This is a genomic window from Vibrio sp. 2130-1 (assembly GCF_033339515.1).
In genome coordinates, this window is record NZ_JAWOUT010000008.1 from 23,697 (window position 1) to 50,384 (window position 26,688).

The window sequence follows — 26,688 nt, forward strand, 5'->3', positions numbered from 1 at the left end:
ACGGCTTTGATTAGTTTTTATAGAGAGGTTTGTTCTCATAAAATGAAGCGTTAGGATTTGCGCTGAGCGTTCACAATAAAAAGGAATAACATCTATGGATGAAGTCACATGCCAAGAGACGTATCAAGGAAATCACTTACAGAAGCGTTTTTCCGTCTCGCAAAGGGTCTCAATTGAGCCCCTCAACACGAAACACGCGTCCGCTTTACTAGAGGTTGTGAACACTCACCGAGAGAGCCTTGAGGGCTATCTACCTTGGACGGATTCTGTCACGAATCATAGAGAGGCCGTGAACTACATTTCCCAGCGAGTGAACAGTAACGCGCTGGATTCCCACTGGTGTGCAATTTATTTTGATGAGCAGCTTACGGGTGTTATTGGCATTAAAGGTGTGGATTCACATACGCGTGTTACTGAAATTGGCTACTGGCTTGCCAACAATGGGCGAGGCCATCGTGTGATTGATCAAGTGCTCGCAGTATTGATCCCTTTTTTGAAGCAGAAAGGGCACGCACAATTCATTCAGTTCCATTGTATGGAAGATAACATCGCTAGCATCAATATTGCTGAGCGTGCAGGCGCCACATTAAAAGAATACGTTGATCATGAGTTCGATATGCTTGACCGCTCTCAACGACTAGGCATTTATGAACTACGTTTGATGTAGTATCCACCCCAGAAATATTTTAATCAGAGTTCGAACTCTAACTTCACGAGCGCTACAATAGTAACATTGTTGCGCTCGTGTTAACTTGGGGCGTCATTGGCAGAAACTAGGCTAGGAGAAGCATCATGAACGCAATCACAGAGGTTGAAGTAGATAACTTGTTACAGCAAAGCCTCGAACGCTTAAAAGCGGCATATGCAGCCGAGCCTTATCCTAGTTTGGATGAACGTAAACAGCGCCTCGTTTTGTTAAAAAAATCGCTGCTTGAGAACAAACAAGCTTTGGTTGAAGCGTTAAGTGACGATTTTGGCTATCGCTCAGAATTTGATACCGCCATGACCGACGTTTTGCCAACGGTCTCGCATATTAATTATACCCTCAAACGACTAAAAAAATGGTGCAAACCCAGCAAGCGCGAATCCGGCTTATTGCTCGCACCTTCTAAAGTCACCGTTCAGTATCAACCGTTAGGTGTCGTCGGGATCATTTCACCGTGGAACTTTCCTGTGATTTTGAGCCTTGCGCCTTTAGTGACAGCATTGGCTGCTGGCAACCGCGTGATGATGAAGCTCAGCGAATTTACGCCAAAAACCAATAAAGTCATCGTCGATATTTGCCGTGGGTTGTCTGAGTATGTCGAAGTTTTTGAGGGTGAAGCAGACGTCGCACAAGCATTCAGCCAACTGCCATTCGATCACCTTTTGTTCACGGGTTCTACGAGTGTTGGTCGCGCAGTGGCAAAAGCGGCAGCGGAAAACCTTACCCCGGTGACGTTAGAGTTGGGTGGAAAGTCCCCGGTGATCATTGCAAAAGATGCAGACATGAAGAAAGCCGTTGATGCTGTCTTGTTTGGTAAATGCATTAATGCAGGCCAGATTTGTGTCGCGCCTGACTACGCGTTTGTACCGCAAGAACGTGTCGAAGAGTTCATTTCGCTATTCTTAAAACGTTTTGAAAAGCTCTATTTAAAATCCAACAAGAATCAAAAGCTGACCCATATTGTCAACCAACGACAATATGATCGTTTGACTGCGCTACTTGAGGATGCAAAAGCGCAAGGTGCTAACCTTCACACTGTTGAGGCGTCGCCCCAAGAGGAACGACTTCTGTATCCTCATTTGGTCACGGATGTGTCGCCGAATATGCGAATCATGCAAGAGGAGATCTTCGGGCCATTTCTACCTGTTAAGCCCTACAATGCCGTTGATGAAGCGATTGACTACATTAATCAGCACCAAAGACCACTTGCGCTGTATGTTATGTCGGACGACAAATCGACCATCAAACATATTGTACGCAACACCCACAGTGGTGGCGTCGGCGTTAATGATACGGTTTTACATGTTGGCGCTGAAGATGCGCCTTTTGGTGGCGTTGGTGAATCGGGTATTGGGCATTATCACGGAGAGGAAGGATTCAGAACTTTTAGTCATGCGAAAACCATTCTTTACACACCGAAATGGTTGCCAAGAACGAGCGTATTAATGCGCCGTAGGGCTATGGCGATAAAAGCGATCCAAAAGATCTTTGTTCGATAATAATTATGATTTGATTGATAAAAAAACCGCCCGAATAGGCGGTTTTTTGTTTCTATATGCTCTGAAACGCTGGGCAGCAAAGTTCGAGAAACTTCCTTCGCGTGCTACCAACACAACAAATAAAGGCTCTTGTTGAAAGAGCCTTGTTCAGGAAATGTCGAGAGATTTTGGCAAGTTTAATGCAGAACTTCACTGCTGAATCTTAGATATCTACAGTCGTTCATCAGTTCTTTAAACGCCTTTCTGTCCAGCTTAATCAGAGTTTCATGATCGCCAGCTTCAAGGTAGACATGTTCCAAGTTTGCCAGTCTTTCATCGCAAACTGTCGACATGTGGTAAGGGCTACCAATCGGTGGAATAGCGCCGTGTTCACAATCGGTGAAGAGTCGGTAAACCATACGCTCTTTCACCAAGTGGAAGGTGGCATTAAATTCGTCGTTTAATCGCGACAAACTGATTTTGTTGTTGGCAGGTAAGACCGCCATCATATGACGCCCTTCATGATCCTCTAGAATCACACCTTTTGCGATATTCATTAAAGGCACACCTGCTGCAACACCACTTTGTAGCGAGCTATGACTGTGGCTGTGATTCACGGTTTGAAAGTGAATGTTATGCTCAGTCAAATATTCATCTAATCGGGTTGCAATCGTCATATAGCCTCCACGTGTATGAGACCCATAAAAAGTATAGGTTAGTCGGGCGACAATCGCGCATTTTACTCGGCGACACTGACGCTCTTTACGCTCCTGTTCTACGCTTATTGCAAGCCAGCGAGAAAGCATGGTTAACAATAATAAATAGGGGGCAACATGAGCAAGCCAATCATCGCTGATAACAAGCCGATCAAAGTAGAGTTGAAAGCTGGGCAAGAATATTACTTCTGCCGATGTGGGCGTTCTAAAAAACAACCTTACTGCGATGGGTCTCATTCGGGAACCGGCTTAAAGCCAATGAGCTTTAGTGCGGAAAAAGACGAAGATGCCTATCTCTGCCAATGTAAGCATACCGCCAATGCTCCTTTTTGTGATGGTACACACAAGCGATTTACCGCAGAGCAAGTCGGTAAAGAGGGACCGGAACAAAAGCGAGAGAAAAGAGACAAACCAACGGCGTCTGCTACTCAAGAAGAACCAACCCTCGAGTTTATCCACCAATTAGCGAGAGAAGGACTCTCTAAACTCGGTCATCATGGTCCGATGGCTGCAATGGGGGTTCCTAGGCATTTGCTACCACATTGGGATGCTATACAAATTATGGTGGCGCAAATGGCGACACAACCGTTGTTGGAAGACGTTCCTGTGTCTACCGAGTTGATTGTGGGACCAAACGCGCGTAAGCCGCTCAGACTCGCCATTCCTTTGTTGGTGTCGGACATGAGTTTTGGCGCACTTTCTGAAGAGGCGAAAATTGCACTAGCAAAAGGTGCAGAGTTGGCAGGGACTGGGATTTGCTCTGGTGAGGGTGGCATGTTACCGGAAGAACAAGCCGCTAATTCACGGTATTTCTATGAGCTTGCTAGTGCTCAATTTGGCTACGACGAATCTAAGCTTCTTAATGTTCAGGCGTTTCACTTTAAAGGTGGGCAAGGAGCAAAAACGGGCACGGGTGGTCATCTGCCTGCAAATAAAAATGTAGGTAAGATCGCTCAGGTGAGAGGCATCCCCGAGGGACAACCAGCGATATCACCACCAACGTTCAAAGATCTTCACACTACTCACGATTTCAGAAAGTTTGCTGACAGAGTTCGTGGCATCACAGGCGGTATTCCAATTGGATTTAAACTCAGTGCCAACCATATTGAGCAAGACATTCAGTTTGCGCTTGATGCTGGGGCTGATTACATCATCTTAGATGGTCGCGGTGGTGGCACGGGTGCGGCGCCAACTATGTTCCGTGACCATATTAGTGTGCCCACCATTCCTGCGTTAGCTCGTGCACGTAAGTACTTAGATGAAAAAGGTGCAAGTGACCGCGTCACATTAATCATCACCGGTGGGTTGCGAGTTCCTACGGATTTTGTCAAAGCGTTGGCACTTGGAGCAGACGGAGTAGCGATAGCAAACAGTGCGATGCAATCGATCGGTTGTGTCGCGGCTCGCATCTGCAACACCAATAATTGCCCGGCAGGCATTGCGACACAAAATGCCGATTTGAGGCAGCGTCTCGACGTTGAAAAGTCATCCCAGCAACTGAAAAATTTCTTCGAATCCTCGGTCGAGCTCATGAAAGTCATGGCGAGGGCGTGTGGTCATCACGCTCTGAATGAATTTAGTCATCATGATTTAGCGACCTGGGATCACAACATGGCGAGGCTGTCTGGGATTAAGTATTCAGGTATGGACTTAAACTGATCTCTATCCATATTTTCTGCATATAGGTACATGTTTGATAACAATTATTTATTCGCTGAAATGTTTGAAATTTTGACTTGGCGTTAACTAAAAAAACAGTGTATGAACTACGCTGTTTGAGGTGGATATTCGATTTATTGAATAACAAAGAGTGGTTACCACAACCACGACACGAAGGAGCATTATATGAGCAAAGCAAACGGCGGTTCGGTAGGTAAATGTCCAGTTATGCATGGTGGGCAAACATCTACAGATAAGTCGGTGATGGATTGGTGGCCGAATGCCTTGAACTTAGACATCCTGCATCAACACGACTCCAAAACCAACCCATTTGGTCAGGACTTTAATTACAAAGAAGAACTGAAAAAGCTAGATGTCGAAGCACTTAAAAAAGATTTAAAAGATTTAATGACTGATAGCCAAGACTGGTGGCCTGCCGACTGGGGACACTACGGTGGTTTAATGATCCGAATGGCATGGCATGCAGCGGGCAGTTATCGTATTGCGGATGGCCGTGGCGGTGCTGCTACAGGCAACCAACGCTTTGCTCCTCTCAACTCTTGGCCAGATAACGCTAACCTCGATAAGGCTCGACGCCTTTTATGGCCAATCAAGAAAAAATATGGCAACAAACTAAGTTGGGCAGACCTGATTGTCCTTGCCGGTAACATGGCGTACGAATCCATGGGCTTTAAGACCTTTGGCTTTGCGTTTGGACGAGAGGACATCTGGCACCCAGAAAAAGACACTTACTGGGGGTCTGAGCAAGAATGGTTAGCCACAAGTGACGCTGATAACAGCCGCTACTCTGGTGAGCGAGATTTAGAAAACCCGCTTGCTGCGGTAATGATGGGTCTTATCTATGTGAACCCTGAAGGGGTAGACGGTAACCCAGATCCTCTCAAAACAGCACATGACATGCGAGTGACCTTTGCGCGAATGGCAATGAACGATGAAGAAACCGTCGCGCTCACAGCTGGTGGTCACACGGTGGGTAAGTGTCATGGTAATGGTGATGCCGCAAACCTTGGCCCAGAGCCCGAAGCAGCAGACGTTCATGAGCAAGGTCTTGGCTGGATTAATCACAAAACACGTGGCATTGGCCGTGACGCGGTAACGAGTGGTATTGAAGGTGCTTGGACAACACACCCTACACAATGGGATTACGGATACTTCCACCTACTATTTAAGTATGACTGGGAACTGAAAAAGAGCCCAGCCGGCGCGTGGCAATGGGAGCCCATCGACATTGAAGAACAAGACAAGCCTGTCGATGTTGAAGACGGTTCTAAGCGCTACAATCCAATCATGACCGACGCCGATATGGCGCTCAAAATGGACCCTGAATATCGTAAGATTGCAGAAAAGTTCCAAAATGACCCTGCGTACTTTGATGACGTTTTTGCTCGTGCCTGGTTTAAGTTGACACACCGCGATCTAGGACCAAAATCATGTTATTTCGGCCCTGATGTGCCAAGCGAAGATCTTATTTGGCAAGACCCAACGCCCGCAGGTAAGACAGACTACGATGTTGATTTAGTAAAAACAAAAATCGAAGCAAGTGGCCTATCCATTAGTGAGTTAGTAAGTACGGCGTGGGATAGTGCGCGTACTTACCGTGGCTCTGACCGCCGAGGCGGTGCAAATGGCGCGAGAATTCGCTTGGCTCCGCAAAAAGATTGGCAAGGGAACGAACCTGAACGTCTAAGACGTGTTCTTGCGGTGTTAGAAAAAATAGCAGCAGAAGAGGGCTGTAGTGTTGCAGATGCTATCGTGCTTGCTGGTAACGTAGGTATTGAACTGGCTGCGCGTGCCGCAGGTCATGATGTTTCCGTACCATTCGCGCCAGGCCGAGGTGATGCCACCCAAGAGATGACGGATGTGGAATCGTTCGAAGTACTTGAGCCTGTTGCTGACGGTTTCCGAAATTGGTTGAAGAAAGACTACGCGGTTAAGCCAGAAGAGCTTTTATTAGATCGTGCTCAGCTTATGGGGCTAACGGCGCCAGAAATGACGGTACTTATCGGTGGTATGCGCGTTCTAGGCAGTAACTACGGCGGTGGAAAAGAGGGCGTATTTACTGACCGAGTAGGCACTTTGTCGAATGATTTCTTCGTGAACCTTACTGACATGGCATATACGTGGAAACCAGTGAGTGCTAATCAATATGAAATCCGTGATCGTAAAACCGACGCTGTGAAGTGGACGGCTACTCGAGTGGATCTTGTCTTTGGTTCAAACTCGATCCTGCGTTCGTATGCGGAAGTGTATGCGCAAGATGATAATCAGGAAAAATTCATCCATGACTTCATCGCCGCATGGACGAAAGTCATGAACGCGGATCGTTTTGACTTGCAATAAGTGAAACGATGCCCGTCGGTAAATGGGTTGATGAATAAGTAAGAGAGGCGGGCGAAAAGCTCGCCTTTTTCTTTACCTATCTTTTTACTTTGATTGAAAGTTAAGCTCATTTGAACCATAATAACTGGACCATATGAACCATAGGAGCTTGATATGGCAACTGCAGCATTAAAAAGCTTCAAACCGAAACAACCTCATAAAGCCAATTTCTGGTTTATGTTGGGTATTGAAGACGCTGAAACAGGTCGCACTGATGCGGTTCACAAAGGCTTTGAGCCAAAGGTGTATCGCAATATTGTTGAGCGTGTGAAGCTTTCTCAGAGTGAGTTTCAAAACGTCACATTGATACCTGTTAGCACGATCAAGCGTCGTCTAAAAAACGATGAGCGCTTCAATACGCAAGAAAGTGATGCAATCTATCGATTAGCGATGTTATTGAAACTCGCGACAGAACTGTTTGACGACGAAGAGCGCGCGTTAAAATGGATGAGAGAGAATGTGTACGGCTTAGGTGGAAAACGTCCACTTGATATGGTCTCGACCACGGTGGATTTTGAAATCGTAAAAGATTTGATCGGCCGTTTAGAGCACGGGGTATTCTCGTAATATGAAGCTCTATCGTCTCACACAAAAGAAATTTGCTGACACGCCATTCAGCCCCGTTGGCGCAAAGTTGTTTGGAGGGCGATGGAACTCAAAAGGAACCGAAGCCCTCTACTTCTCTGAATCGGAATCCCTTTGCTCGTTGGAAGTATTTGTTCACGTAAACAACGATCCTGCTATCACCAAACTTTACGATTTATATCGTATTGAAATGCCAGAATACCTCATCGCCACCTTAGATGAAGAAGATCTCCCTGTGACGTGGCGGGCAATACCGGCGAGCGAGTCTACGCAGTACATTGGTGATCAGTTTCTCAATGATCCTCATCCAGAGTTTGCCGCGCTGCAAGTGCCTTCAACGATTTCACCTCGTGATAAAAACTACGTGGTGAATCCAAATCATCCCAAAATGAAAGAGATCATCAAGAAAGCCGAAAAGCTCGATTTCGCGTTTGATCCGCGCATTTTCAAATAGACGCCTAGCTTTGTCTTGCTTTAAAGCATTCAGCGCTTACCTGAGATAAGCGCTGAAGCATAAAAGTTTATTTCCTTGGTTATTGTCGGTCGTAAGTGAACTGTTGCGCTTCATTTGTAGTGTTGAGGTAATGCCCAAGCACCAACTCAGCACCTTTGTAAGATAAATGGCTGTCATCCGTATACATCGCATTGTTTGCTCCAACTCTCATTCGACATACGCCATTTCTGCAAATGGCATCGGTCAAGTCGACAAACTCAACGTGCTCAAATTGCTCAAAGTAGTTCACTAACTTCGCCACGTTTTGAGGGTGATGTTGTTTGGGAGAAAAGTCGCAGGCAGACTCTTCTGTCTCGCCAAACAAACGCGCTTTCCAAAGGCATTCTCCTACCGCAAACGGTGCAGAAGGGGTTGGACCGAAAACGACCACTTCCTTTCCTTTCAGTTCATTCAATAATTTGGTTAATGATGCTTCATAATCGGCTTGTGAAAGCTCTTTATTGAAATTAGAAGAGATAACAACGCGACGAATGGAAGGGGTACTTAGAATGGTATCGACAGCCTCATTGAAGAACTGTCGGCAAGAAATTGAGCCAGCAGCTTCTAGGATGTCGACATAACCGACCGCACAGGAATCTTGAGTAAGTTGCACCACGCCAGTTGGTGTTACTTCAGATAGACGCTTCACGTAAACCATGCTGTGACTATTGCCTAACACAGCGATGGCGGGCTGCGGCGCAGACGAGCACACATCGTTAACGTTGGTGTTGCCGTTGCAATCTAAACCATAACCGTTGTTAACGCGCATGGCCTCGAAAAATGCGCTTCTTTCTGGAAAACCACCGTTTTGATGACCGATAACGCCGAGTGTTAGCAAGGGCAACGTCAACAACACAATAACCGCGGACACAGTGCGCATGCTCATGGCTTTTCGGCTACGGAACGGCTTTTCAATAAAGCGCCAAGTGAAGTAAGACAGTACAAAAAGAGCGATCACGTAAAGCGGGATATTGATGTCTTGTGTTGTGTCCAACACGTAGCGGTAAAAGACAAATAATGGAATGTGCCACAAGTATAAGCTGTAGCTGATTAAGCCGACGAACACGACCCACTTTAGGCTCAGTAATCTACCGCAGACATTGCCTTTAGAGGCAAACAAAATCACCAACGCGCTACCGATGACCGGCACCAGCAGCGTAATGCCCGCGCCATCTTGCGATTTTTCAAATAAAAGCGCGGAAGCCAATATCAAAACGATGCCAATGGTTGCTAGAGTATCGTTAGATTGAACTTGGACTTTTCTCATCACTAATGCGAGTAATGAACCGGTTGCCAGCTCCCAAGCGCGAGAGAAGATCATGTAAAAAGCGAAATCAGGATCGTTGCTCGCGTAGACAATAGTCATCAAACTCAGCACAAATACCGTGATAAAAAAAGTCAGGTAAAACGCGTTTTTACCACGAGCGAGTAGCATGAGTAGCAAAGGAATGACAATGTAGTATTGTTCTTCAACGCCCAAGCTCCATGTGTGGAACAGCGGGTTGGCTTGATCTTCTAAACCGAAGTAATTGTGGCCTTTCAAATACAGAAGAATGTTGGATGAAGAGAGAATGGAAGACACTGCAAATTGACCAACGTCTTTGTGTGCTTGCGGCAAAAATAGCCACCAAGACATCAAATAGCTGACGGCGATCACCACCAGTAAGAGGGGGAGTATGCGACGAATGCGTCGCTCATAAAAATCACCAAGGCTGAACTTCTGGTTTTCTAAGTCGTTAATCACGATGGTGGTGATCAAATAGCCGCTGATCACAAAAAACACGTCGACGCCAATAAAGCCACCAGCGAATTGCTCAACTCCTGCATGAAACAAAATCACCAACGTGACAGCAATCGCCCTTAATCCGTCTACTTCTGCTCTGTAAGTCATATCGTGTTGCTCCAACATTCCGTTTAATGAAGTAGAGCAAAATATGAACCAGAAATAATGTTTATTTAAATCAGTGTCTTAAAGTGGTTGTCAAAATGAAAATGCTAGGTGGGTTAACGAATTCCCAAATTGAATTTCAATATGGAAAACCCATAAAGAATGATCTTAAGAAGCGCTAAATCAAAGAACGTAAAGCGCGAGGCACTTAGACTTCATTGAAAATGATTACGCTAAAGAAACGATGACAAAGAATACGATTCAGGAAAAAATTGCCAGCTTTACTTGTATCGAAGAGGCTTTGAATTACTTCGACATCGAGTTTGATAGCCGATTTATCGAAAACAATCGAACCGAGTTGGTTAAGAGGTTTCACGGCTACTTAATCCTCACTAAACCGGATGATTGGTTTTCAGGTCGTCGTGCTTTAAAGAATGCTTACTGTAAAGTACAACGCAGTTTGCTCAGTAAAAAGACGCGCTCTGCGTGTCGAGGTTGTACATCTTGTCAAAGACGTTAATTCTGATGGCTTGCCTAAAAAGAACCCTGCATCTTGGCGTTACAGGGGGAAGAGCAAGGTTCTTTTGGTTTCGCTATTGGTTTGTCGCGAGTTGCGAATCAGCTTTACGTAGATGAATTAACCCGCGTGGTACGCAGGGTAGTCCACTAAGCCTTTTTCACCGCCGCCGAACAATGTGGCAGGGTCATGTTCTGCCAGTGGATAGCCATGCTTGATGCGGCTTGGTAAGTCGGGGTTTGCAACAAACGGACGGCCAAAGCCAATCATGTCAGCTAAACCACTTTCGATCGCGTGTTGCGCCTTTTCATCGTTGTAACGACCAGCATAAATCAGTGTACCTTTGTACGCCTCACGAACTGCGGTTTTAAAGTTGTGCGGAGTGTCTGGCGCGTCGTCCCAATCCACTTCTGCAATGTGAATGTAAACCACATTGAGTTTATCAAGCAGCGCTGCAGCGGCGGTGTAGGTTTCGACTGGCGTACTATCAACGGTGCCATTTAACGAAGTGAATGGCGCAAGACGAACACCAACACGCTCAGCGCCAATGGCTTGCGTCATCGCTTCTATCACTTCACCAAGAAAACGCAGACGGTTTCCAATAGAGCCACCGTATTCATCGGTGCGGTTATTCGCTTCAGAATCGATAAACTGGTTAACCAAGTAGCCATTCGCTGCATGAAGCTCGATACCATCGAATCCGGCTTCTATCGCGTTTAGTGCGGCTTGGCGGTACTCTTCAATAACGTTCTTGATGTCTTGTTTGGTCATTTCACGTGGCTCAACCACGTCGACAAAGCCCGGTTCGTCTGTGCCGTTATCGACAAATACTTTCACGTTTTCTGCTTTTAGCGCAGAAGAAGAAATAGGTTGCTCACCGCCAATGTTATCAGGGTGAGTCACACGACCAACGTGCCACAATTGCGCGAAGATAGTGCCGCCTTTCTCGTGCACTGCATCAGTTACTTTTTTCCAGCCAGCAATTTGCTCTGGGCTGTAAATGCCTGGTGTCCATGCATAGCCTTGACCCATTGGCGAAATTTGTGTGCCTTCAGCAACGATTAGGCCCGCTTCAGCACGTTGAGCATAGTAGGTCGCCATCATGTCGTTAGCGATATTACCTGGTTGAGAAGCACGAGAACGCGTCATCGGAGGCATAACGATACGGTTTTTTAATGAGAGAGAGCCAAGTTGAATGGGTTGAAATAATGCATCTGTCATAGGAAACCTCGTTATTTTTGAGTTTGGATGAGTTCGATTTGGTAACCATCGGGATCTTTAATGAACGCGATGTGAGTTTCTCCGCCTTTCATTGGACCTGGCTCGCGAGTAACGTTGCCACCAAGCGCTTTAATTTTTTCGCAAGCGGCGTAAATATCTTCAGACCCCAGTGCCATGTGTCCGAATGCGTTACCCAAGTCGTAACTGTCGGTATCCCAGTTATAAGTTAGCTCGATGGTCGCGCCATCTGGTTGATCAGGGTTACCAACAAACACCAGTGAGTAACGGTATTCTTGGTTTTCAAAACGATCCAAAACACTCATTCCCAGAACTTTTGTATAAAATTCGATAGATTTGTCTAGGTCAGCTACACGGATCATCGTGTGGAGAAACTTCATAAGTCGCCTTTTCATAACGTTGCGTAATCACTATGCAAACCATATCGCCACTCTAAATAAACTGGAAATTATCGTTAATTATTAAAATGATTATTTAGTGTTATGAAAAGCGAGGTTGCTGGCCCTGCAACATGCAAACAAAGATTACTCGCCGTTTCTTTTTAATTGTTGGCATATGCTAATTACTCTTTTGAGAAACCGAGTAACTATCATGTCCACAAACAGCTACTGTCATTACACTCACGAATCTCATCATCAATGTGCGGTTTGTTCTTCAATTAATGTGAATCCGAACTCTTTGGCCGTGAACTACCAATACCTAGCCGATGACTCTGTTGTCGGAGAGTTTCACGTTTTACCGCGTCATCAAGGTTACACAGACCTGTTACATGGTGGTATTGCCAGTTCGCTTCTCGATGGTGCAATGACGCATTGTTTGTTATCTAGAGACATTCAAGCCCTTACGGCGCAGTTGGATGTGCGCTACCATGCACCTATTCAGTTAGATGATCGAGTCACGATTACTGCACACTGTGAAGGTGAACGACGCGGTATATATCAACTGGTGGCTCAATTACGGGTCAATAGCGAAGTTAGAGTGACGGCTAAAGGGAAGTTTATTCGTCCTAAAAAGGCATAAATAAAAACGTGTTCTACGGAGAGGCAATGAAGAAATTTGATGAGCTGTATGCAATTGCGACGAGAAAATCTCAATATGACCAAACCAATACTTGGTTTAAAGGCGTAGAGACTTATCTGGAGGCCATTGGCAAAGAAGTTGATGAAGTCCGCGAAGAGATTCGTGAGGATCGCCTTTGTCATTTGGAAGACGAGTTAGGCGATGTGTTGTGGAACTATCTTAACGTATTAAAAGCGCTGGAAAGAGAAAAGGGTATAGATCCTGAGAAAGTACTCGAAAGAGCCTGCAACAAATACGATCAGCGTGTATCTGCGATTGAGTCGGGACGCAGTTGGGATGAGATAAAACAGCAGCAGAAACAAGCCTTGAACGCAGAGCATGAAGCCGCGCAGTTAGAAGATGTAAAGAGCCAATAACTGCGCTTGGTATTGAAAGGATAGGTTAATAGGGAATACCTAGTCAGCCCTTGGAGCTGTTGACCAACAGTAGGTCACAAGGTGGTTGGTCAAGTAACGTGTCTACAGTGCTGCCAGACCAAAATTGAGATGACATGCTTCGTTTACATGCCCCCATAATCAAAATCGCTGCTTGTGATTGCTTAACTGCTTTTGGTAACGCCGTTTCAGGGTTTCCTTCCGGTAATAGTAATGGAACTCGCGTTAACTTTTGCGCACTAATAAAATCTGTAATGCCTGCTTTTTGATTGCTTAATATCTCTGCACGATAGCGAGAGAGGTATGGCGCGACGTATCGGCAGTAAACGAGCGTCATTTTCCCGCTTAAGGTTTGTTCTAATTTTGAGCCTCGCGAGACGATGGCTTTATCTACTATCGACTTTTCATCCCCTCGATGAAGTGGGTCGATTGCACAAAGCATGTTGGCGTGAGAAGGCCATGAACGCTCACTCAGTAGCAACAAGTCGCAATCTTGTTGTGCTAGTTCTGTGAGCATCGTTTGAATCTCGTGTTTGTTAAAGTGTCCCACGAGCAGTAAGTCAGTGTGGTCAACAAGTCGTTTCGCAACTTGCTCAACCCAATGGCTCCCTTTGAAATGCTCGTAAGAGAGCGTTGGTGTTTCAAGCTCTTCTTCTTCACAAAGTTCGACAACTAATGCGTTGAACTTTAAGGTCCAAGCTTCAAACTCAGCTTGTCTTTTTTTTATATGGTCAGAGTTGAAACTGAGAAAATGAGCGAATGCGTGATCTTCACTTCGGCGATGGTCTTCCACTAAAACCACAATAGGCTGAGCCAACGCTGTCGAAAATTGAATCACTTTACGAAGCACCTTACGACTTGGTAAGGCGGCCTGCTGAGTCAGAAAAAATACAGGTGCCATTGATTACTCCATTATCAAACAAGGCGAATGAGCCTGACACACATTCAAGTCTATACCATGAACTGATGCAGAGGCGTTTTGTTTCTGCGAGCGAAATATAAATTCCGCAATTAAGTCAACTATCGCCTAGAATTTTAACATCAAGAATTCATGCCTTCGGATAGCACATATCGTCAATGCGGCGAATGTGGTAGTGAAAGCTATAGGTAAAAGTAATGATAGATTCCAACCAATTGCAAATTAACCGCAAAGTGCCACATTTGCTTGCTGAGATCATTAAAGCGATAGAATCGACCGAAGACTTGAGCTTTTTGAAAGACTATCAAGAAGCACAGATTGCGAACATTTTGGAATCGGTCAACATTGCTTACCGTAAACGTGTCATAGAAGCAGTGCCGCCTGAGAAGTATTGGACGGTATTAAATTTGCTCCGATACGACACCGCCAAGCACATTCATCAATCACTCAATAAAGACTTACAACATGAACGCTTGACGTACATAACGGATTCAGAACTGATCATCTTTGCGGACTTTCTACCGACCGAATTTGTAGATGAATACCTTATTGATCAAAGTGAAGAGTCTGTCGCGCATATCCAACAAGCATTGTCGTATGAAGACAACAAAGTTGGACGTTATGCCGAGCCTCACTTTCTGGTCGCAAACCCTAAAAACAGCGTAGGAGGCATCAAAACCGAGCTGCTAAAACGCGGGCAAAGTCCAGTGCGGTTGATTATTGTGCGTGATGCAAGTGGTGTGATTGGTACGATAGAGCCGCAAACCCTGTTGCTGCACGAGAATCATATCAAACTTACCGACTTGACCGTAGTTACGCCAATTCTAGAAGATATTCAAACGATTCAAAGCGTCAGCAAACAAGTCTCGATTGATGGTGGAGCACATTGGTTTCCTATCATGGCTGGTGGCAAAATTATGGGCGTCTTGTCGATGGCGACCATTGCGATTACGTTGCGCGAACTCAGCCTGCAAGCCGTAGTGGCAGAAAACGTACGAAGCGAAGAAGATTTGTTCACACCATTAAGCGTGGCGACAAGGCTAAGAGCACTTTGGTTGGTGATTAACTTGCTGACCGCTTTCGTAGCCTCCGCCATCATTGGGCTTTTTGATAATGTGGTCGAGCAGGTCGTTGCGCTTGCGATCTTAATGCCTGTCGTGGCGAGCATGGGCGGCATCGCGGGTAGCCAAACCTTAGCGGTGGCCATTCGAGGTATCGCACTAAACCACTTGCACCAAAGTAACTTGAAGCTATTGGTGAATAAGGAATTAAAAATCGCCACCATTAATGGTTTAATTATGGGATTGGTGATCGCGGGTGTCGTTTATATGGTGTTTGATTCTTGGCCATTGGCACTTATTATTTGCTGTGCCATTTTCCTCAATAGTTTGGCGGCCGCGGCATCGGGTACGTTGATACCATTCACGTTGAAGAAGTTTAACATTGACCCCGCCGTGGCTGGCTCGGTAGTATTGACGACCGTTACCGACGTCGTCGGTTTCTTTGCGTTCTTAGGCTTAGGTGCCATTTTCTTGATATAGATATCCAATTGACGCGTTAACCAGCAGGACCAATCGCACCATTTCCCAACCCAGTATTTTGGGCGAGCTTGTTTCGCTCAGCATTCCTCCGTTTTCCATAACCGATGAACACGTCGTTTCGGTTCTTACTTTGTATATCTCTTCACTGCCCAGTTCTATTCCCCAAATTTCCCACTACCGATCTCGCTAACGCTGGCGTGCCAAATGCCAATTTCAAACGCCAGATGATGCCCATTTTCTTGGCTGTACACGCATTACTTCACTCAAACAAAAAATAAGGAAAAGATTTTGAATAAACTTATCGTATTCTCTGGTGGTCCCGGTGCAGGGAAAACTTCGGTAATCGAACAGCTAAAAACACAAGGTTTTATCTGCGCGCCAGAAACCGGCCGTCAAATAATACAAACGCAGGTTGCCAATCACGGTTCAGCATTACCTTGGAATGACAAACAAGCTTTTCGAGACGAAATGATGAAGGCAGAAGTGAGCAATTACCGAGCTTTCAATGTCCACCAAGGGAATGTGTTTTTTGATCGCAGTATTGTGGACGTATATGGCTACATTAAGTTGGAACAACTGCCAATCTCGCATGAGCTCATCACGCATTGCCAGACGCTTCGTTATCATTCTCAAGTATTCATTTTTCCACCGTGGACGTCGATATTCAGCAACGACGAAGAGCGAAAGCAAGATTTTTCTGAAGCGGTGGCTACGTATCAACAGATGGTCAACGCTTATCACAAATTTGGTTATCAATTGATCGAAGTGCCCAAAATGTCAGTCGAAGACAGAGTAGCGTTTATTCTCGGCTCAGTCATCGAACAAGGCTGAAAGATGATTGATGCAAACAAATGCGTAAGGCGATTGTGAGCACGACAACAATATGCGTAAAGGGAGTTATTTATACTGGATAAAATTCAATAACTTAATTGAGTGTTATGTCTTTTAAATATCTTACCTTATTGCTCGCAACGACGAGCATGAGCAGCTTTGCTGATGTAGGCCTGCCTTCGGGGGATGATTGGTTAAACCATGTGACGAATGGCCTAGCCCCATATTGGATGATGGAAAGCGCGCATGGACAACCTGCGGGGAATTTTCCGACTTTTCGTTGTGATAACGGTGTCATTCTCGACCCACAAAAGCCGTGTGGAGAATTAAACAAAGGGTGGATTAGCCCGCACTTCGATCGCGAATACACCCGCATGAAATCGCGCCAAACTTACGCTTATGGCGTGCTTTTTCATCTTACGGGTGACAAGCAAGCATTAGAGCTGGCAAAGAAAGGGGCTTATTACCTGATTGATCATCTACAAGATGAGAAAAACGGCGGCTTTGTGAGCTTTACGCGTAGTGGGAAACCGGGGATGGAGTGGCAACAACGAACTTCTCAAGACCAAGCTTACGCCTTGGTGGGTTTGGCGATGTACTACTACTTGACTCAAGATCCAAAGGTCGAACAAGCGCTCATCGACCAGCAAGCGTTTATATTTAAACAATACCGACGAAGCGATGATCGCGGTCTGGCTTGGGTTTTGAAAGACGGTGATGGGGAAAGTGCGAAGCAGCAAGAGCTAGTCGCTCAACTTGACCAGATCAATGGCTATCTGTTGTTAACGGCGCCACTTTTACCAGCGCCAGCGCAAGCCAAGTGGAAGCAAGATCTGCAATGGCTGACGAAAGTGATGCTAGATAACTACCATTCCGTCAAAGAGCAGCGCTTTTATGGCGCGATACACCACAAAGCGGTAATGATGCCAGATGCGAAACACAATGATTTTGGACACACCATCAAAGCGTATTGGATGACGTATCTCACTGGTCAGTTGTTGGAAAATTCCAATTGGACAGAGTTTGGTTTCAAAGGAATGAAACACACGCTTAAGCAAGCGCAATATCAGCAAAACTTTGAGCAAGTCAAAGCACTTTTCTCACCAGAATGGCAGAGTAAATGGGCACAAGAGAGCATTCCTGCTTGGCAATCAAGACCATACAAGCACTATAGCTCGTCTTGGGAATGGGCAGAACTCGATCAAGCGGCGATGACAGTTTCTCTTGTCGATGGTTCGATGAAAGAAACGCTTCAATACACGTTACCCACTTTTATGGACGTATGGGTGGATCATCAATATGGAGGAGTCGGTCTGAGTCCTAAATCAACCAAAGCGTTCCATTGGGGAAATGGTTACCACCAGTTTGAACATGCGTTGGTCGGGTATTTGTACGCGCAACAAATGGCAAAACAGCCCGCCAAGCTTTACTACGCGCGACCAGCAGAGAATAAAATGCCACTTAATCCGTATTACTTTAGCGCAGACGTAAAATCGTTGTCGTCACAAAGTGATGGAGTCGCCACCGCGACATTCACCAATATTCGACCTTAGGTTGGTCGATGGTGATGTGTTAGTTAAAGTCCGCGTAAAAGCCAATAAAGTCCTCCGATAGCAAGGATGACTATTAGCTATCTAGGTCTGTCACTAGATAAGCTTCAAGCAGTAATTGTGTAGGTAATGACCCCTGGGCGCTTATAAAAAGCCGTCAGAACCACTGGTTTTGACGGCTTTTTATTTTATGACAGGTAGAGGATTCAATTTTCAGCGCGATAGGTCCATGAAAACTTAAGTGAGATTCCAATCACGTCGCATAGTCTCACTAGTGTCATTGGAAATAAATGAATTGTTTCTGATACATAGAACGTATTAACATGGTTGCACTGGGCCCATATGAGTAAACTTATTGAATATACAATTTGAGAGAGAGGGTTTAGTTTTAAAAAATAACAGTTAGTTGGAATCTAGGTTAAATGAAAATAAAACTATTTAAAAAGCTACAAGTTGTATTTCTTGTGGTGTTGTTTCTCTAGGTTGTCCAAGCGGAAGCATGATCTAAAACGCTTATTTTATTCAAATAAATGGAAGGAAATGAAAGTGGAATTAAAAAATAACTATTCAGAATCAGAAATAAACCAGCCACCATCGGTACTTCTTGTTACGTCTCTGTTGTGTCTGGCGTCCGTTTGTTGGGCTGCATTGCTGTTGGCCATTGAATATATTGTTGGGATAGAAATGAGTGGTACAGGCTTTCTTAGCACGTTAATCCCAGCCATGAGTGTTGGTTATTACTTCGGCTACAAGACTGGAGATGTAATGCCATCAAAAACAAGATGGTATGCTGTTTTACTGTGGACTTTAGCAAGTTTGGTAGTGTTCTCTCTTATCTTAATGTCGTTAGATATTTCTCCGTTTTATTTATTATCTGAGCTCGGTGGGGTAAGTATTTTTATTGCTATCATAATGCTAATAACGATTGGCATCGCCTACTTAATTTTAAAAAGTGGTGAGAAAATGGCGATTAGAGTATTACTCAAAGCCAAGGAAAGTCAGTAGATAAAATACAACAAACGATTCAATTAGGATCATGACAAGACGTCAGCCATAATGTGCTGGCGTTTTAGTTTCCTGTTTGTAGGATTTTTATCTAAAAGGCAAACCCATTTATTGTGTTGTAGTTTGAGTTAATGGTTTATGCCTTGTGCGCAAGATAGCTTAGCAGGTTTATGTATCGAGAAACGTGTGTATAATTCGCCACGAATTACGATTTATAGATATGAAAGGTAAGTATGGCAGTCCTCGAAATTCTCTCCATTCCAGACCCAAGGCTTAAAGTAAAAGCAGAAAAAGTCACTGATGTATCGACAGTACAAACGCTGATAGACGATATGCTAGAAACACTTTACGCAACGGGCAATGGTATCGGTTTAGCTTCAACCCAAGTAGGCAGAAAAGAGGCGGTTGTTGTCATCGATATCTCTGACGAACGCAATGATCCTTTAATCTTGGTTAACCCAGAAGTGGTGAGCGGAGAAAACAAAGCACTTGGTCAAGAAGGGTGCCTATCTGTTCCTGAGTACTACGCAGATGTAGAGCGTTACACGTCAGTTGTTGTTTCTGCACTAGACCGTGATGGCAACCCGATTACAATCGAGAGCGATGAGTTCTTGGCGATTGTGATGCAGCACGAAATTGATCACCTATCTGGTAACTTGTTCATTGATTACCTTTCACCGTTAAAGCAAAAAATGGCGATGAAAAAAGTGAAGAAGTACGTAAAATCGCAAGCTAAGTAATATGAAAGGAAGTAACTCACAACCGCGAGTTACTTCCTTGTAAATCAAGAATAGGACGGTAGGGAGAGCGGTTTATCTCTGCTTTTGGGGGACATAACGCTTTACGACCTTCATAAGCCTTTGAAATGAAGAACAGTCCATATGTGACTCATGAGGGCAGGTGGCAACATGGTTTAGGCTGTCTCGCACCGCTTTCAAACGTTTTATTTGCTCATCAATCTCAAGTGCCTTTTTCGTTAGTAAGTCACGATCGATATATGGCTTTGAAACTTCTGATTGATTCAACATTTCTGCCATTTCGTTAAGCGATATTCCAGCGATACGCCCCAAACTAATTAAATTGAGTGTATTGAGTACCTCTGGTGAATATTGGCGTCTCAATCCATTCCTTCCTATCGAGCGAATTAACCCCAGCTGTTCGTAGTACCTGAGCGTTGAAGTCGGCAATCCTGATTTTCTAACCACTTCTGCAATATCCATATTATTCCCCATTGACTTCAAGTTGGCTTTAAGTTGTAGCATGCAACTAAGACCTTAACAAATCAAAAACTTGAGGAGAGAAAAATGCTGCTTTTAATGGGATTGCAAGCGGTGCTAATAGGGATTGGTGCCACTTTGATAATGGATTTATGGGCATGGTTACAAAGGAGAGTGTTTGGTATTCCTTCATTAAACTATGCGTTGGTTGCGCGCTGGGTTTTGTACATGCCCCAAGGAAAGCTTATGCATGCGCCAATTATGGCGTCAGAGGCGATGCCGGGAGAAAAGTCACTTGGCTGGTTTTTGCATTATGCCATCGGCGTTACTTTCGCTTTGGCTCACGTTACTGTTTTTGGTCATCATTGGTTGGTAGAGCCCAGTCTAATGCCCAGCTTAATTACAGGCGTGGTAACGTTGATCTTCCCATTTTTGGTCATTCAACCTTGTCTAGGATTTGGTTTTGCTGCGAGTAAAACCCCAACACCTTGGAAAGCCCGTTTTCTTAGCACATTGGCGCATTTGGGTTATGGTTTGGGTTTATTCATAGCCGGGTTTGCAATCAAAGTTACGAGCCAGTATTTTGCATAGATAAAATGAGCATCATGCAAACGAGTGGTTTTTATCTATGATGCTCAACTCTTGGTTGTTTTTTGCGCTTTGATCATAGTTGACCGATATGTCTAAAGTCTGTTGCATTTATCCAAGACGTAAAGTCGGCGGACATTTAACATTGCCTTAACGTCAGAATGGCAAGCGGTTTACCAAGAAAAACTAAAATTATCTGGTTTGACATAAAGAATATTAAGGGTTTCAGATGGCTTCAAAAGTGGCAGGGATATCAATACTGAGTTTATTGGCAGCGCCAGTTGCGATGGGAGAAACAGCCAGTGCTTATGATTTATGTTTGCTAGACAAAATAAAGCAAAGCAAAGGTGAAGAAACCATAAAGAGCATTCGCGCGCAGTGTGAGCTTGACACAGTAACCAGCACAGTGCCCGCAGATCCAGAAATTGAAGAGCCTGAAGAACTTCAGGAAAGTTTGGTCGACAAGCGTTTGGAATCAGAACGAGAAAACGCGTTCGAACCGTTTAGCCTAGTCGCGCATCGCGTTAACTATATTCTTCCGTTTACATACAGTGATCGTGTAAATAAACGCGCGTATGCCGACACCAAATACGGCGATGAACTGCGTAAGGAAGAGGCGGAGTTCCAAATCAGTTTTAAAGTACCAATGAACTATGATGACTTGTTGTTTGATGGAGATGGTCTGTTTTTTGGAATGACTCTTAAATCATTTTGGCAGGTATACACGGGTGCAGCATCTCGTCCATTCCGTGAAACCAATTATCGTCCAGAGCTTTTTTACTACACCCCAACAGACTGGAAACCACTTGATGGTTCGACTTGGTTAGGTTTTGGTATTGAACATGAGTCTAACGGTCAGAGACAGGAGCTATCGCGCAGTTGGAACCGTGTCTATGCCAACTTAACCTTTGCAAAAGACAATTTTGCGGTTTCTATCCAGCCTTGGTGGCGTATACCTGAAGATGAAAAGACATCGCCTAATGATCCCAAAGGTGATGATAACCCGGATATCGAAGACTATATGGGACACTTTGAGCTATCGAGTGCTTACAAGTGGAATGGTTACGAGTTTACCTTTTTAGGTCGCCAGAACTTTCAAACACATAAGGGTTTTGCAGAACTGGGTGTGTCATTTCCGATTTGGGGCAAAGTTCAGGGGTACGCACAATACTCAGCGGGTTATGGTAAGAGCTTGATCGACTATGATCATAATCAGCAGCGGATTGGTGTTGGTATTGCAATCAACGGTGTTTTGTAGTTTTTCGTAGATGGATAGAAATTAACACTGGCAATTGAAATTTCAATATTTAGAATGCGAGGCTGAAATTGATTTCTAACCTAGAGTGATTTTATGCTTCGTGATTACACCTTCGATTGTCTTGTAACTATGCCTCGCCATGAGCTGGAAGAGTTTAGTGCTCGTATGATCAGTAAAATGGTGCCAGAAGACGTGATGAATGAGCTGTTCACTTTTGATCAAGAAGAAGTGGATAGTGAAGACCGCATGTTGTCTGCACGTCTTGATGCAATGCTACGCATGACAGCAATCGCACTGAGTGAAATTCAACAAGCGTTTGATGACTCAGACAACGCAAAGCAAAATAGCGAGCGAATGACGCGATTGGTGCTTTGGCATTTCTACGCGATCTCATTCCGTTTGGAAGAGGCCATCACGCTAGAAACACACTGTGCGCTAGTGGAAAAACTAATCGAAAATGCACCTTCGGATGTTTTTGCGTGGGTAAAAACATTGACGGAGCTGCTGCACACTTACGCTGAAATCAACGCGAAAGAGAATCCTCAAGACTAAACACCTGTCGTTTATCGTTCAGTAAATTAGAAACAAGGCGAGCCATTTGGATCGCCTTGTTTTTTCGCGTCAGATAAACCTTCGGGTTTGAAATACCAAACAAGCCTAGACTCAGATTTGTTCGTTCACTAGCGAACGGCGTGATTCCTTCTTACACTAAATCAAGGTGTTTGTTGCTAAACAAGCAAATGCATGACTAAGTCGTGTATTATTTTCCACTTAAATGCGGATAATTTATGTCGAAGAACCTTCTGGTTTTTAAATTGGAACCGACTATTGAGCGTGTACGCTTTCCAGCTGAGCTTCATCTATCTAAAGGAAGTGAACGATGGATCCGTTAACGCAAGGTTTATTGGGTGCAGCTTTGCCACTGGCGGTGAGCAACAAGCGAAACCTTGCAGTTGTTGGCGTGTTGGGCGTGGTCTCTGGGATGGCTCCGGATTTAGATGTGCTAATCCGTTCTTCAACTGATCCTTTGCTGTATTTGGAATACCATCGCCAATTTACTCACTCGCTCTTGTTTATCCCGTTTGGTAGTTTCATTTGTGCTTTGTTGTTGTATCCATTGTTCGCAAAAAAGCGAGGACTAAGCTTCCGGCAGAGTTGGTTTTACTGCGCGCTTGGTTATAGTACCCATGCGTTATTAGACGCATGCACCAGTTATGGAACACAGCTTCTATGGCCGATAAGCAACACGCGTTATGCTTGGAACACTATTTCGGTAATCGACCCCGCGTTCACACTCCCTATTTTAATATTGCTTTTGTTTGTTGCACTGAAGCGAAGCCCAAACTATGCCCGCATTGCATTTTTATGGTGCCTGGCTTACCTAAGTCTTGGAACGATACAACGAGATAGAGCAGAAGTAGCTGGTTGGGAAATCGTCAAAGAGCGACAACACAACGCTATACAATTAAAAGCCAAACCAAGTTTCAGCAATCTTTTGGTTTGGAAACTAATTTATGAAACGGAAGAGAGCTACTATGTAGATGCCGTAAGGGTGGGGCGTTCAATAAAAATTTACCCTGGCGAATCAACTCCAAAGTTAAATATAAAAGAGCAATTTCCGTGGCTAAACCCGCAATCGCAACAAGCAAGAGACATCGAACGTTTCCGTTGGTTTTCAAACGGTTTTGTAGCGACGGATCCGAATAATGAAATGCGAATTGTTGATATGCGTTATTCCATCGTACCAAACCAAATTAATGCGTTATGGGGCATCAATCTATCCCCAAAAGCCAGCGCAGACGCGCACGTTGAATACACTGCTCATCGAGGAAGTACTGCAGAAGATCGCCAAGTTTTTTTCAACATGCTTACGGATTTTGAGTGATGGTTTTACTTTGGATGTCGATGCGGTTTCGTAATAACTATTACGCAGACTGAAAGTCCTTTACTAGGGTCGGCTTGCTAGCGAAGAAAATCTTGCCAAACAGGGACTTGTACTTCCAGCCAAGAGACAAAAGCCGTTTAGCTAAGTTCTTGTTTTCAATGATTGCAACCTCAACACCTTGGTAGTGGTAAGGATTGCTTTTGATGTAGTCGATAAATGCAGTAAGCACGCCTTGCCCGCGAACGGAGGGTGCAAAGTTGACTGCTACAATAGAAAAGCGTTGGCTACCTGCTGGGCAACGGACTAAACAGTGCCCAAGAGGATGAGTAATAGTCTCAGAAAATTCAGGAAAAGGGCGAGACTCAAGCTCTTGAGAAAGCGCATCGTATCGCTGACATAGATAAGAAAATAGTTGTTTCGCTTCGCTGTTCATATCGGTGCCGCTTTTGTGTTGCTTGGTTTGAAGGCATTGATGTCTCAAACATTGTAACCATAGATAGCAACACAAAACGCGGTAAACTTTTTCAGTAATGATTTCCTATTTTTGAAACCTTAATTGTTACAAATGAAGTTGATTGGGTTTTATATGGTAGTTGTGAACGAGTGTTTCTAGTTGAAGGGAGAATACGCTGGTTACTGGATTCTTACTGGAATTCCTTTGTTAAAAGGCGAGCTGCTTGGTTTAATGCCGCTCGTTTAACTGCGAGTGGCATCTTTTGTATTTCGTCACCTTGTACAGCGACGATGGGACATGATGTGGGATCTTCTATCCTAGCTCTTCATGGTCTAAATTATCTCATTAACCACTCAGCGCACTGCTATCAGATCCCTAGTCTCGCCAGGGCTCACGGGACTGATACAAAAACATCGTTAAGCTATTGTTATTAAATTACTTTGTTCGCCTTTACTTACTTTTGAACGCTTAACTAGACGTTACTCCAAGTGCTTAAATTGCAATGCCACAAGTCGCTGATACAACTCACAGCTTTGCATTAATGATTGGTGGTTACCAACATCGACTAATTCGCCATTGTCGAGCACCGCAATTTTATCCGCATGTTGGATAGTCGAAAGACGATGAGCAATAATCAGCGTTGTGCGTCCTTTCATTAGAGCTTCAAGTGCTTGCTGAACGTGATGTTCACTTTCACTATCAAGGGCGCTGGTAGCTTCGTCTAGCAGTAAGACTTTTGGATCTTTTAGAATCGCGCGAGCAATCGCAATGCGCTGCTTTTGTCCGCCCGATAGCCTAACGCCGCGCTCGCCTAAAAAGCTGTGATAGCCTTCGGGAAGCTTCTCAATAAACTCATGGGCATGGGCTTTTTTCGCGGCTTCGATAACTTGTTCATCCGTCGCTTCAGGATTACCGTAGCGAATATTATGAAAAACATCATGGCTAAACAGCGCTGGTTGTTGTGGTACGAGCGCCATTTGACGTCGAAGCTCGTTTGGGTCGAACTGTCGAATATCTTCACCACCAAACAACACTTGCCCTTTTTGCGGATCATAAAAGCGTTGCAGCAGTTCGAATAGTGTTGTTTTACCGGCACCAGAAGGGCCGACCAACGCCAACACTTTTCCTTGTTCAGCAGTTAGATTTAATTCTTTGATTGCTGGTTGATTTGGTCGAGAAGGGTAGTTGAAACTCACCGAATTAAAGTTAACCTCAGCAGGCATGTCGGAACGGACAGGCAAATAGTTGTTCGGCGCTTTAATATCGCTGTCTACTTGAAGGATCTCAATCAGCCGTTCGGTAGCACCTGCGGCTCTTTGCAATTCACCCATGACTTCAGAAATGGTTGCAGTCGATGAGGCAACCATAATGGCATAAAACACAAATGCGGCTAGGTCACCCGCAGACATTTTTCCGTGAATCACATCGCTGCCGCCTACCCAAAGCATGCCTGCAATCGCGCTGAACACAATCACAATAACGCCTGATATCAGGATCGCTCGCTGCTTTACTCTCTGTCTACCTATTTCATAAGCTTTTTCCACCTCGACAGCGAAAGCCGCTCGTTCATGCGACTCTGAGCTAAAACTTTGCACGGTTTTAATATGTTCTATCGCTTCTCCAGCGTAGCTGCCAACATCGGCCATTGAGTCCTGACTTTGGCGAGAGAGCGCACGCACGCGTCGTCCATAAAACAAAATCGGAACCAGAACCAAAGGCACAGAAGCAAGCACAATCAGCGTGAGCTTAACGTTGGTAGCGAATAACATAATGATGGCACCAAAACACATCAGAGCGCTACGCATCGCCATCGAGAACGATGAACCAATAATGCTTTGCAGCAATGTGGTATCGGTAGTCAGGCGCGACATAATGTCGCCACTACTGTTGGTCTCAAAATAGCTCGGATGCAGCGTAATCACATGGTTAAACACCGCAAGGCGAATATCCGCACTAACGCGCTCACCTACGGAAGAGACAAGGTAAAAGCGAAAGAAAGTCCCAATGGCAATACACAATGTGACACCGACAATAAACTGAATCGCATTGGTAAGCTCTTGCAATGATTGCTGAGCAAAGCCTTGGTCGATAAGTATGCGTACTCCATAGCCAACGGATAACGTCAAACTTGCTGTCGCGACAAGGGCAACTAAGGCCGCCGCAACCCGCCATTTATAAGGTGCAATAAAGGTGGTGAGTTTAAGAAGAATGCTGAGATTTTTGTTATTTTTTCTGCTCATGAGTGACTCACAAAGCGTTTTAGGTACCTGGCATAGTAAGCCAGTTTGGTTGGTGAGACCAGCGA

At 44.8% G+C, this 26,688-nt stretch carries 26 protein-coding genes; 18 read left to right on the forward strand and 8 right to left on the reverse strand.

The window, feature by feature from the left end:
* Window positions 1–94: 94 nt before the first annotated feature.
* Window positions 95–667 carry a GNAT family N-acetyltransferase gene (locus R7Q09_RS13605; protein WP_047101443.1) on the forward strand — a complete coding sequence of 191 codons (573 nt, stop codon included), beginning with the start codon at window positions 95–97 and terminating at the stop codon, window positions 665–667.
* 125 nt (window positions 668–792) lie between these two features.
* Complete coding sequence (locus R7Q09_RS13610; protein WP_151515627.1) at window positions 793–2,205, forward strand: coniferyl aldehyde dehydrogenase; 1,413 nt, start codon at window positions 793–795, stop codon at window positions 2,203–2,205.
* Between the two features lie 176 nt (window positions 2,206–2,381).
* Here R7Q09_RS13610 and R7Q09_RS13615 read toward each other — a convergent pair whose 3' ends face one another.
* Entirely contained in the window at window positions 2,382–2,861 is a 480-nt protein-coding gene (locus tag R7Q09_RS13615; RefSeq protein WP_005376501.1) for an aminoacyl-tRNA deacylase, read from the reverse strand.
* A 156-nt stretch (window positions 2,862–3,017) separates the two neighbouring features.
* Here R7Q09_RS13615 and R7Q09_RS13620 point away from each other — a divergent pair, with 156 nt between their 5' ends.
* The 4 genes from R7Q09_RS13620 (at window position 3,018) to R7Q09_RS13635 (ending at window position 7,998) form a co-directional block, all read left to right on the forward strand.
* Window positions 3,018–4,559 (forward strand): glutamate synthase-related protein, encoded by a 1,542-nt coding sequence (locus R7Q09_RS13620; RefSeq protein WP_213962494.1) that lies wholly within the window; start codon window positions 3,018–3,020, stop codon window positions 4,557–4,559.
* A gap of 186 nt (window positions 4,560–4,745) precedes the next feature.
* A complete protein-coding gene (gene katG / locus R7Q09_RS13625) occupies window positions 4,746–6,920 on the forward strand; it encodes a catalase/peroxidase HPI (protein ID WP_158159342.1) in 2,175 nt (724 codons plus the stop codon).
* Window positions 6,921–7,073: 153 nt separating this feature from the next.
* Complete coding sequence (locus tag R7Q09_RS13630) at window positions 7,074–7,526, forward strand: antitoxin Xre/MbcA/ParS toxin-binding domain-containing protein (protein WP_017820987.1); 453 nt, start codon at window positions 7,074–7,076, stop codon at window positions 7,524–7,526.
* A gap of 1 nt (window position 7,527) precedes the next feature.
* Window positions 7,528–7,998, forward strand: a complete 471-nt coding sequence (locus R7Q09_RS13635; protein WP_005376497.1) for an RES family NAD+ phosphorylase — start codon at window positions 7,528–7,530, stop codon at window positions 7,996–7,998.
* A 79-nt stretch (window positions 7,999–8,077) separates the two neighbouring features.
* Here the strand turns inward: R7Q09_RS13635 and R7Q09_RS13640 are convergent, their stop codons facing one another.
* The gene (locus R7Q09_RS13640; protein WP_158159343.1) at window positions 8,078–9,928 is read right to left on the reverse strand and encodes an acyltransferase family protein; all 1,851 of its coding nucleotides are present in this window, start codon (window positions 9,926–9,928) and stop codon (window positions 8,078–8,080) included.
* Between the two features lie 241 nt (window positions 9,929–10,169).
* Here R7Q09_RS13640 and R7Q09_RS13645 point away from each other — a divergent pair, with 241 nt between their 5' ends.
* A complete protein-coding gene (locus R7Q09_RS13645; protein WP_151515625.1) occupies window positions 10,170–10,445 on the forward strand; it encodes a nitrogenase-stabilizing/protective protein NifW in 276 nt (91 codons plus the stop codon).
* 117 nt (window positions 10,446–10,562) lie between these two features.
* On the opposite strand, the gene R7Q09_RS13650 is transcribed toward R7Q09_RS13645, so the two are convergent.
* Window positions 10,563–11,663 carry an alkene reductase gene (locus R7Q09_RS13650; protein ID WP_104976130.1) on the reverse strand — a complete coding sequence of 367 codons (1,101 nt, stop codon included), beginning with the start codon at window positions 11,661–11,663 and terminating at the stop codon, window positions 10,563–10,565.
* 11 nt (window positions 11,664–11,674) lie between these two features.
* Window positions 11,675–12,061: a lactoylglutathione lyase gene (gene gloA, locus R7Q09_RS13655; protein WP_005376490.1), complete on the reverse strand. Its 387-nt coding sequence runs from the start codon at window positions 12,059–12,061 to the stop codon at window positions 11,675–11,677.
* 211 nt (window positions 12,062–12,272) lie between these two features.
* Here gloA and R7Q09_RS13660 point away from each other — a divergent pair, with 211 nt between their 5' ends.
* Window positions 12,273–12,701 carry a PaaI family thioesterase gene (locus R7Q09_RS13660; RefSeq protein ID WP_104976129.1) on the forward strand — a complete coding sequence of 143 codons (429 nt, stop codon included), beginning with the start codon at window positions 12,273–12,275 and terminating at the stop codon, window positions 12,699–12,701.
* Window positions 12,702–12,727: 26 nt separating this feature from the next.
* Entirely contained in the window at window positions 12,728–13,117 is a 390-nt protein-coding gene (locus R7Q09_RS13665) for a MazG nucleotide pyrophosphohydrolase domain-containing protein (protein WP_005376487.1), read from the forward strand.
* A gap of 43 nt (window positions 13,118–13,160) precedes the next feature.
* Here R7Q09_RS13665 and R7Q09_RS13670 read toward each other — a convergent pair whose 3' ends face one another.
* On the reverse strand, window positions 13,161–14,036 hold the full coding sequence (locus R7Q09_RS13670; RefSeq protein ID WP_213877285.1) for a universal stress protein: 876 nt from the start codon (window positions 14,034–14,036) through the stop codon (window positions 13,161–13,163).
* A gap of 215 nt (window positions 14,037–14,251) precedes the next feature.
* On the opposite strand from R7Q09_RS13670, the gene R7Q09_RS13675 reads away from it, so the two are divergent.
* The 5 genes from R7Q09_RS13675 (at window position 14,252) to def (ending at window position 19,721) form a co-directional block, all read left to right on the forward strand.
* Window positions 14,252–15,595, forward strand: a complete 1,344-nt coding sequence (locus R7Q09_RS13675) for a magnesium transporter (RefSeq protein WP_186585352.1) — start codon at window positions 14,252–14,254, stop codon at window positions 15,593–15,595.
* Window positions 15,596–15,883: 288 nt separating this feature from the next.
* Complete coding sequence (locus R7Q09_RS13680) at window positions 15,884–16,426, forward strand: AAA family ATPase (protein ID WP_318070856.1); 543 nt, start codon at window positions 15,884–15,886, stop codon at window positions 16,424–16,426.
* Window positions 16,427–16,533: 107 nt separating this feature from the next.
* Entirely contained in the window at window positions 16,534–17,979 is a 1,446-nt protein-coding gene (locus tag R7Q09_RS13685; protein WP_085569062.1) for an AGE family epimerase/isomerase, read from the forward strand.
* A gap of 537 nt (window positions 17,980–18,516) precedes the next feature.
* On the forward strand, window positions 18,517–18,981 hold the full coding sequence (locus R7Q09_RS13690) for an ABZJ_00895 family protein (protein WP_017635325.1): 465 nt from the start codon (window positions 18,517–18,519) through the stop codon (window positions 18,979–18,981).
* A gap of 233 nt (window positions 18,982–19,214) precedes the next feature.
* Window positions 19,215–19,721: a peptide deformylase gene (def, locus tag R7Q09_RS13695; RefSeq protein ID WP_005388756.1), complete on the forward strand. Its 507-nt coding sequence runs from the start codon at window positions 19,215–19,217 to the stop codon at window positions 19,719–19,721.
* A gap of 72 nt (window positions 19,722–19,793) precedes the next feature.
* Here def and R7Q09_RS13700 read toward each other — a convergent pair whose 3' ends face one another.
* Complete coding sequence (locus R7Q09_RS13700) at window positions 19,794–20,201, reverse strand: helix-turn-helix domain-containing protein (protein WP_021707542.1); 408 nt, start codon at window positions 20,199–20,201, stop codon at window positions 19,794–19,796.
* An 84-nt stretch (window positions 20,202–20,285) separates the two neighbouring features.
* On the opposite strand from R7Q09_RS13700, the gene R7Q09_RS13705 reads away from it, so the two are divergent.
* The 4 genes from R7Q09_RS13705 to R7Q09_RS13720 all read left to right on the forward strand — a co-directional run bounded on the left by R7Q09_RS13705 (window position 20,286) and on the right by R7Q09_RS13720 (window position 23,929).
* Window positions 20,286–20,789 carry a DUF2938 domain-containing protein gene (locus R7Q09_RS13705; RefSeq protein WP_005376471.1) on the forward strand — a complete coding sequence of 168 codons (504 nt, stop codon included), beginning with the start codon at window positions 20,286–20,288 and terminating at the stop codon, window positions 20,787–20,789.
* A gap of 226 nt (window positions 20,790–21,015) precedes the next feature.
* Window positions 21,016–22,044, forward strand: a complete 1,029-nt coding sequence (locus R7Q09_RS13710) for a phospholipase A (protein ID WP_017820977.1) — start codon at window positions 21,016–21,018, stop codon at window positions 22,042–22,044.
* Window positions 22,045–22,137: 93 nt separating this feature from the next.
* Window positions 22,138–22,596, forward strand: a complete 459-nt coding sequence (locus R7Q09_RS13715; protein ID WP_005388759.1) for a hypothetical protein — start codon at window positions 22,138–22,140, stop codon at window positions 22,594–22,596.
* Window positions 22,597–22,924: 328 nt separating this feature from the next.
* Window positions 22,925–23,929: a metal-dependent hydrolase gene (locus R7Q09_RS13720; protein WP_017820976.1), complete on the forward strand. Its 1,005-nt coding sequence runs from the start codon at window positions 22,925–22,927 to the stop codon at window positions 23,927–23,929.
* Window positions 23,930–23,969: 40 nt separating this feature from the next.
* Here the strand turns inward: R7Q09_RS13720 and R7Q09_RS13725 are convergent, their stop codons facing one another.
* Together R7Q09_RS13725 and R7Q09_RS13730 are read right to left on the reverse strand one after the other, a co-directional pair.
* A complete protein-coding gene (locus tag R7Q09_RS13725) occupies window positions 23,970–24,362 on the reverse strand; it encodes a hypothetical protein (protein ID WP_005376463.1) in 393 nt (130 codons plus the stop codon).
* Window positions 24,363–24,862: 500 nt separating this feature from the next.
* Entirely contained in the window at window positions 24,863–26,623 is a 1,761-nt protein-coding gene (locus tag R7Q09_RS13730; protein WP_318070857.1) for an ABC transporter ATP-binding protein/permease, read from the reverse strand.
* Window positions 26,624–26,688: the final 65 nt, after the last annotated feature.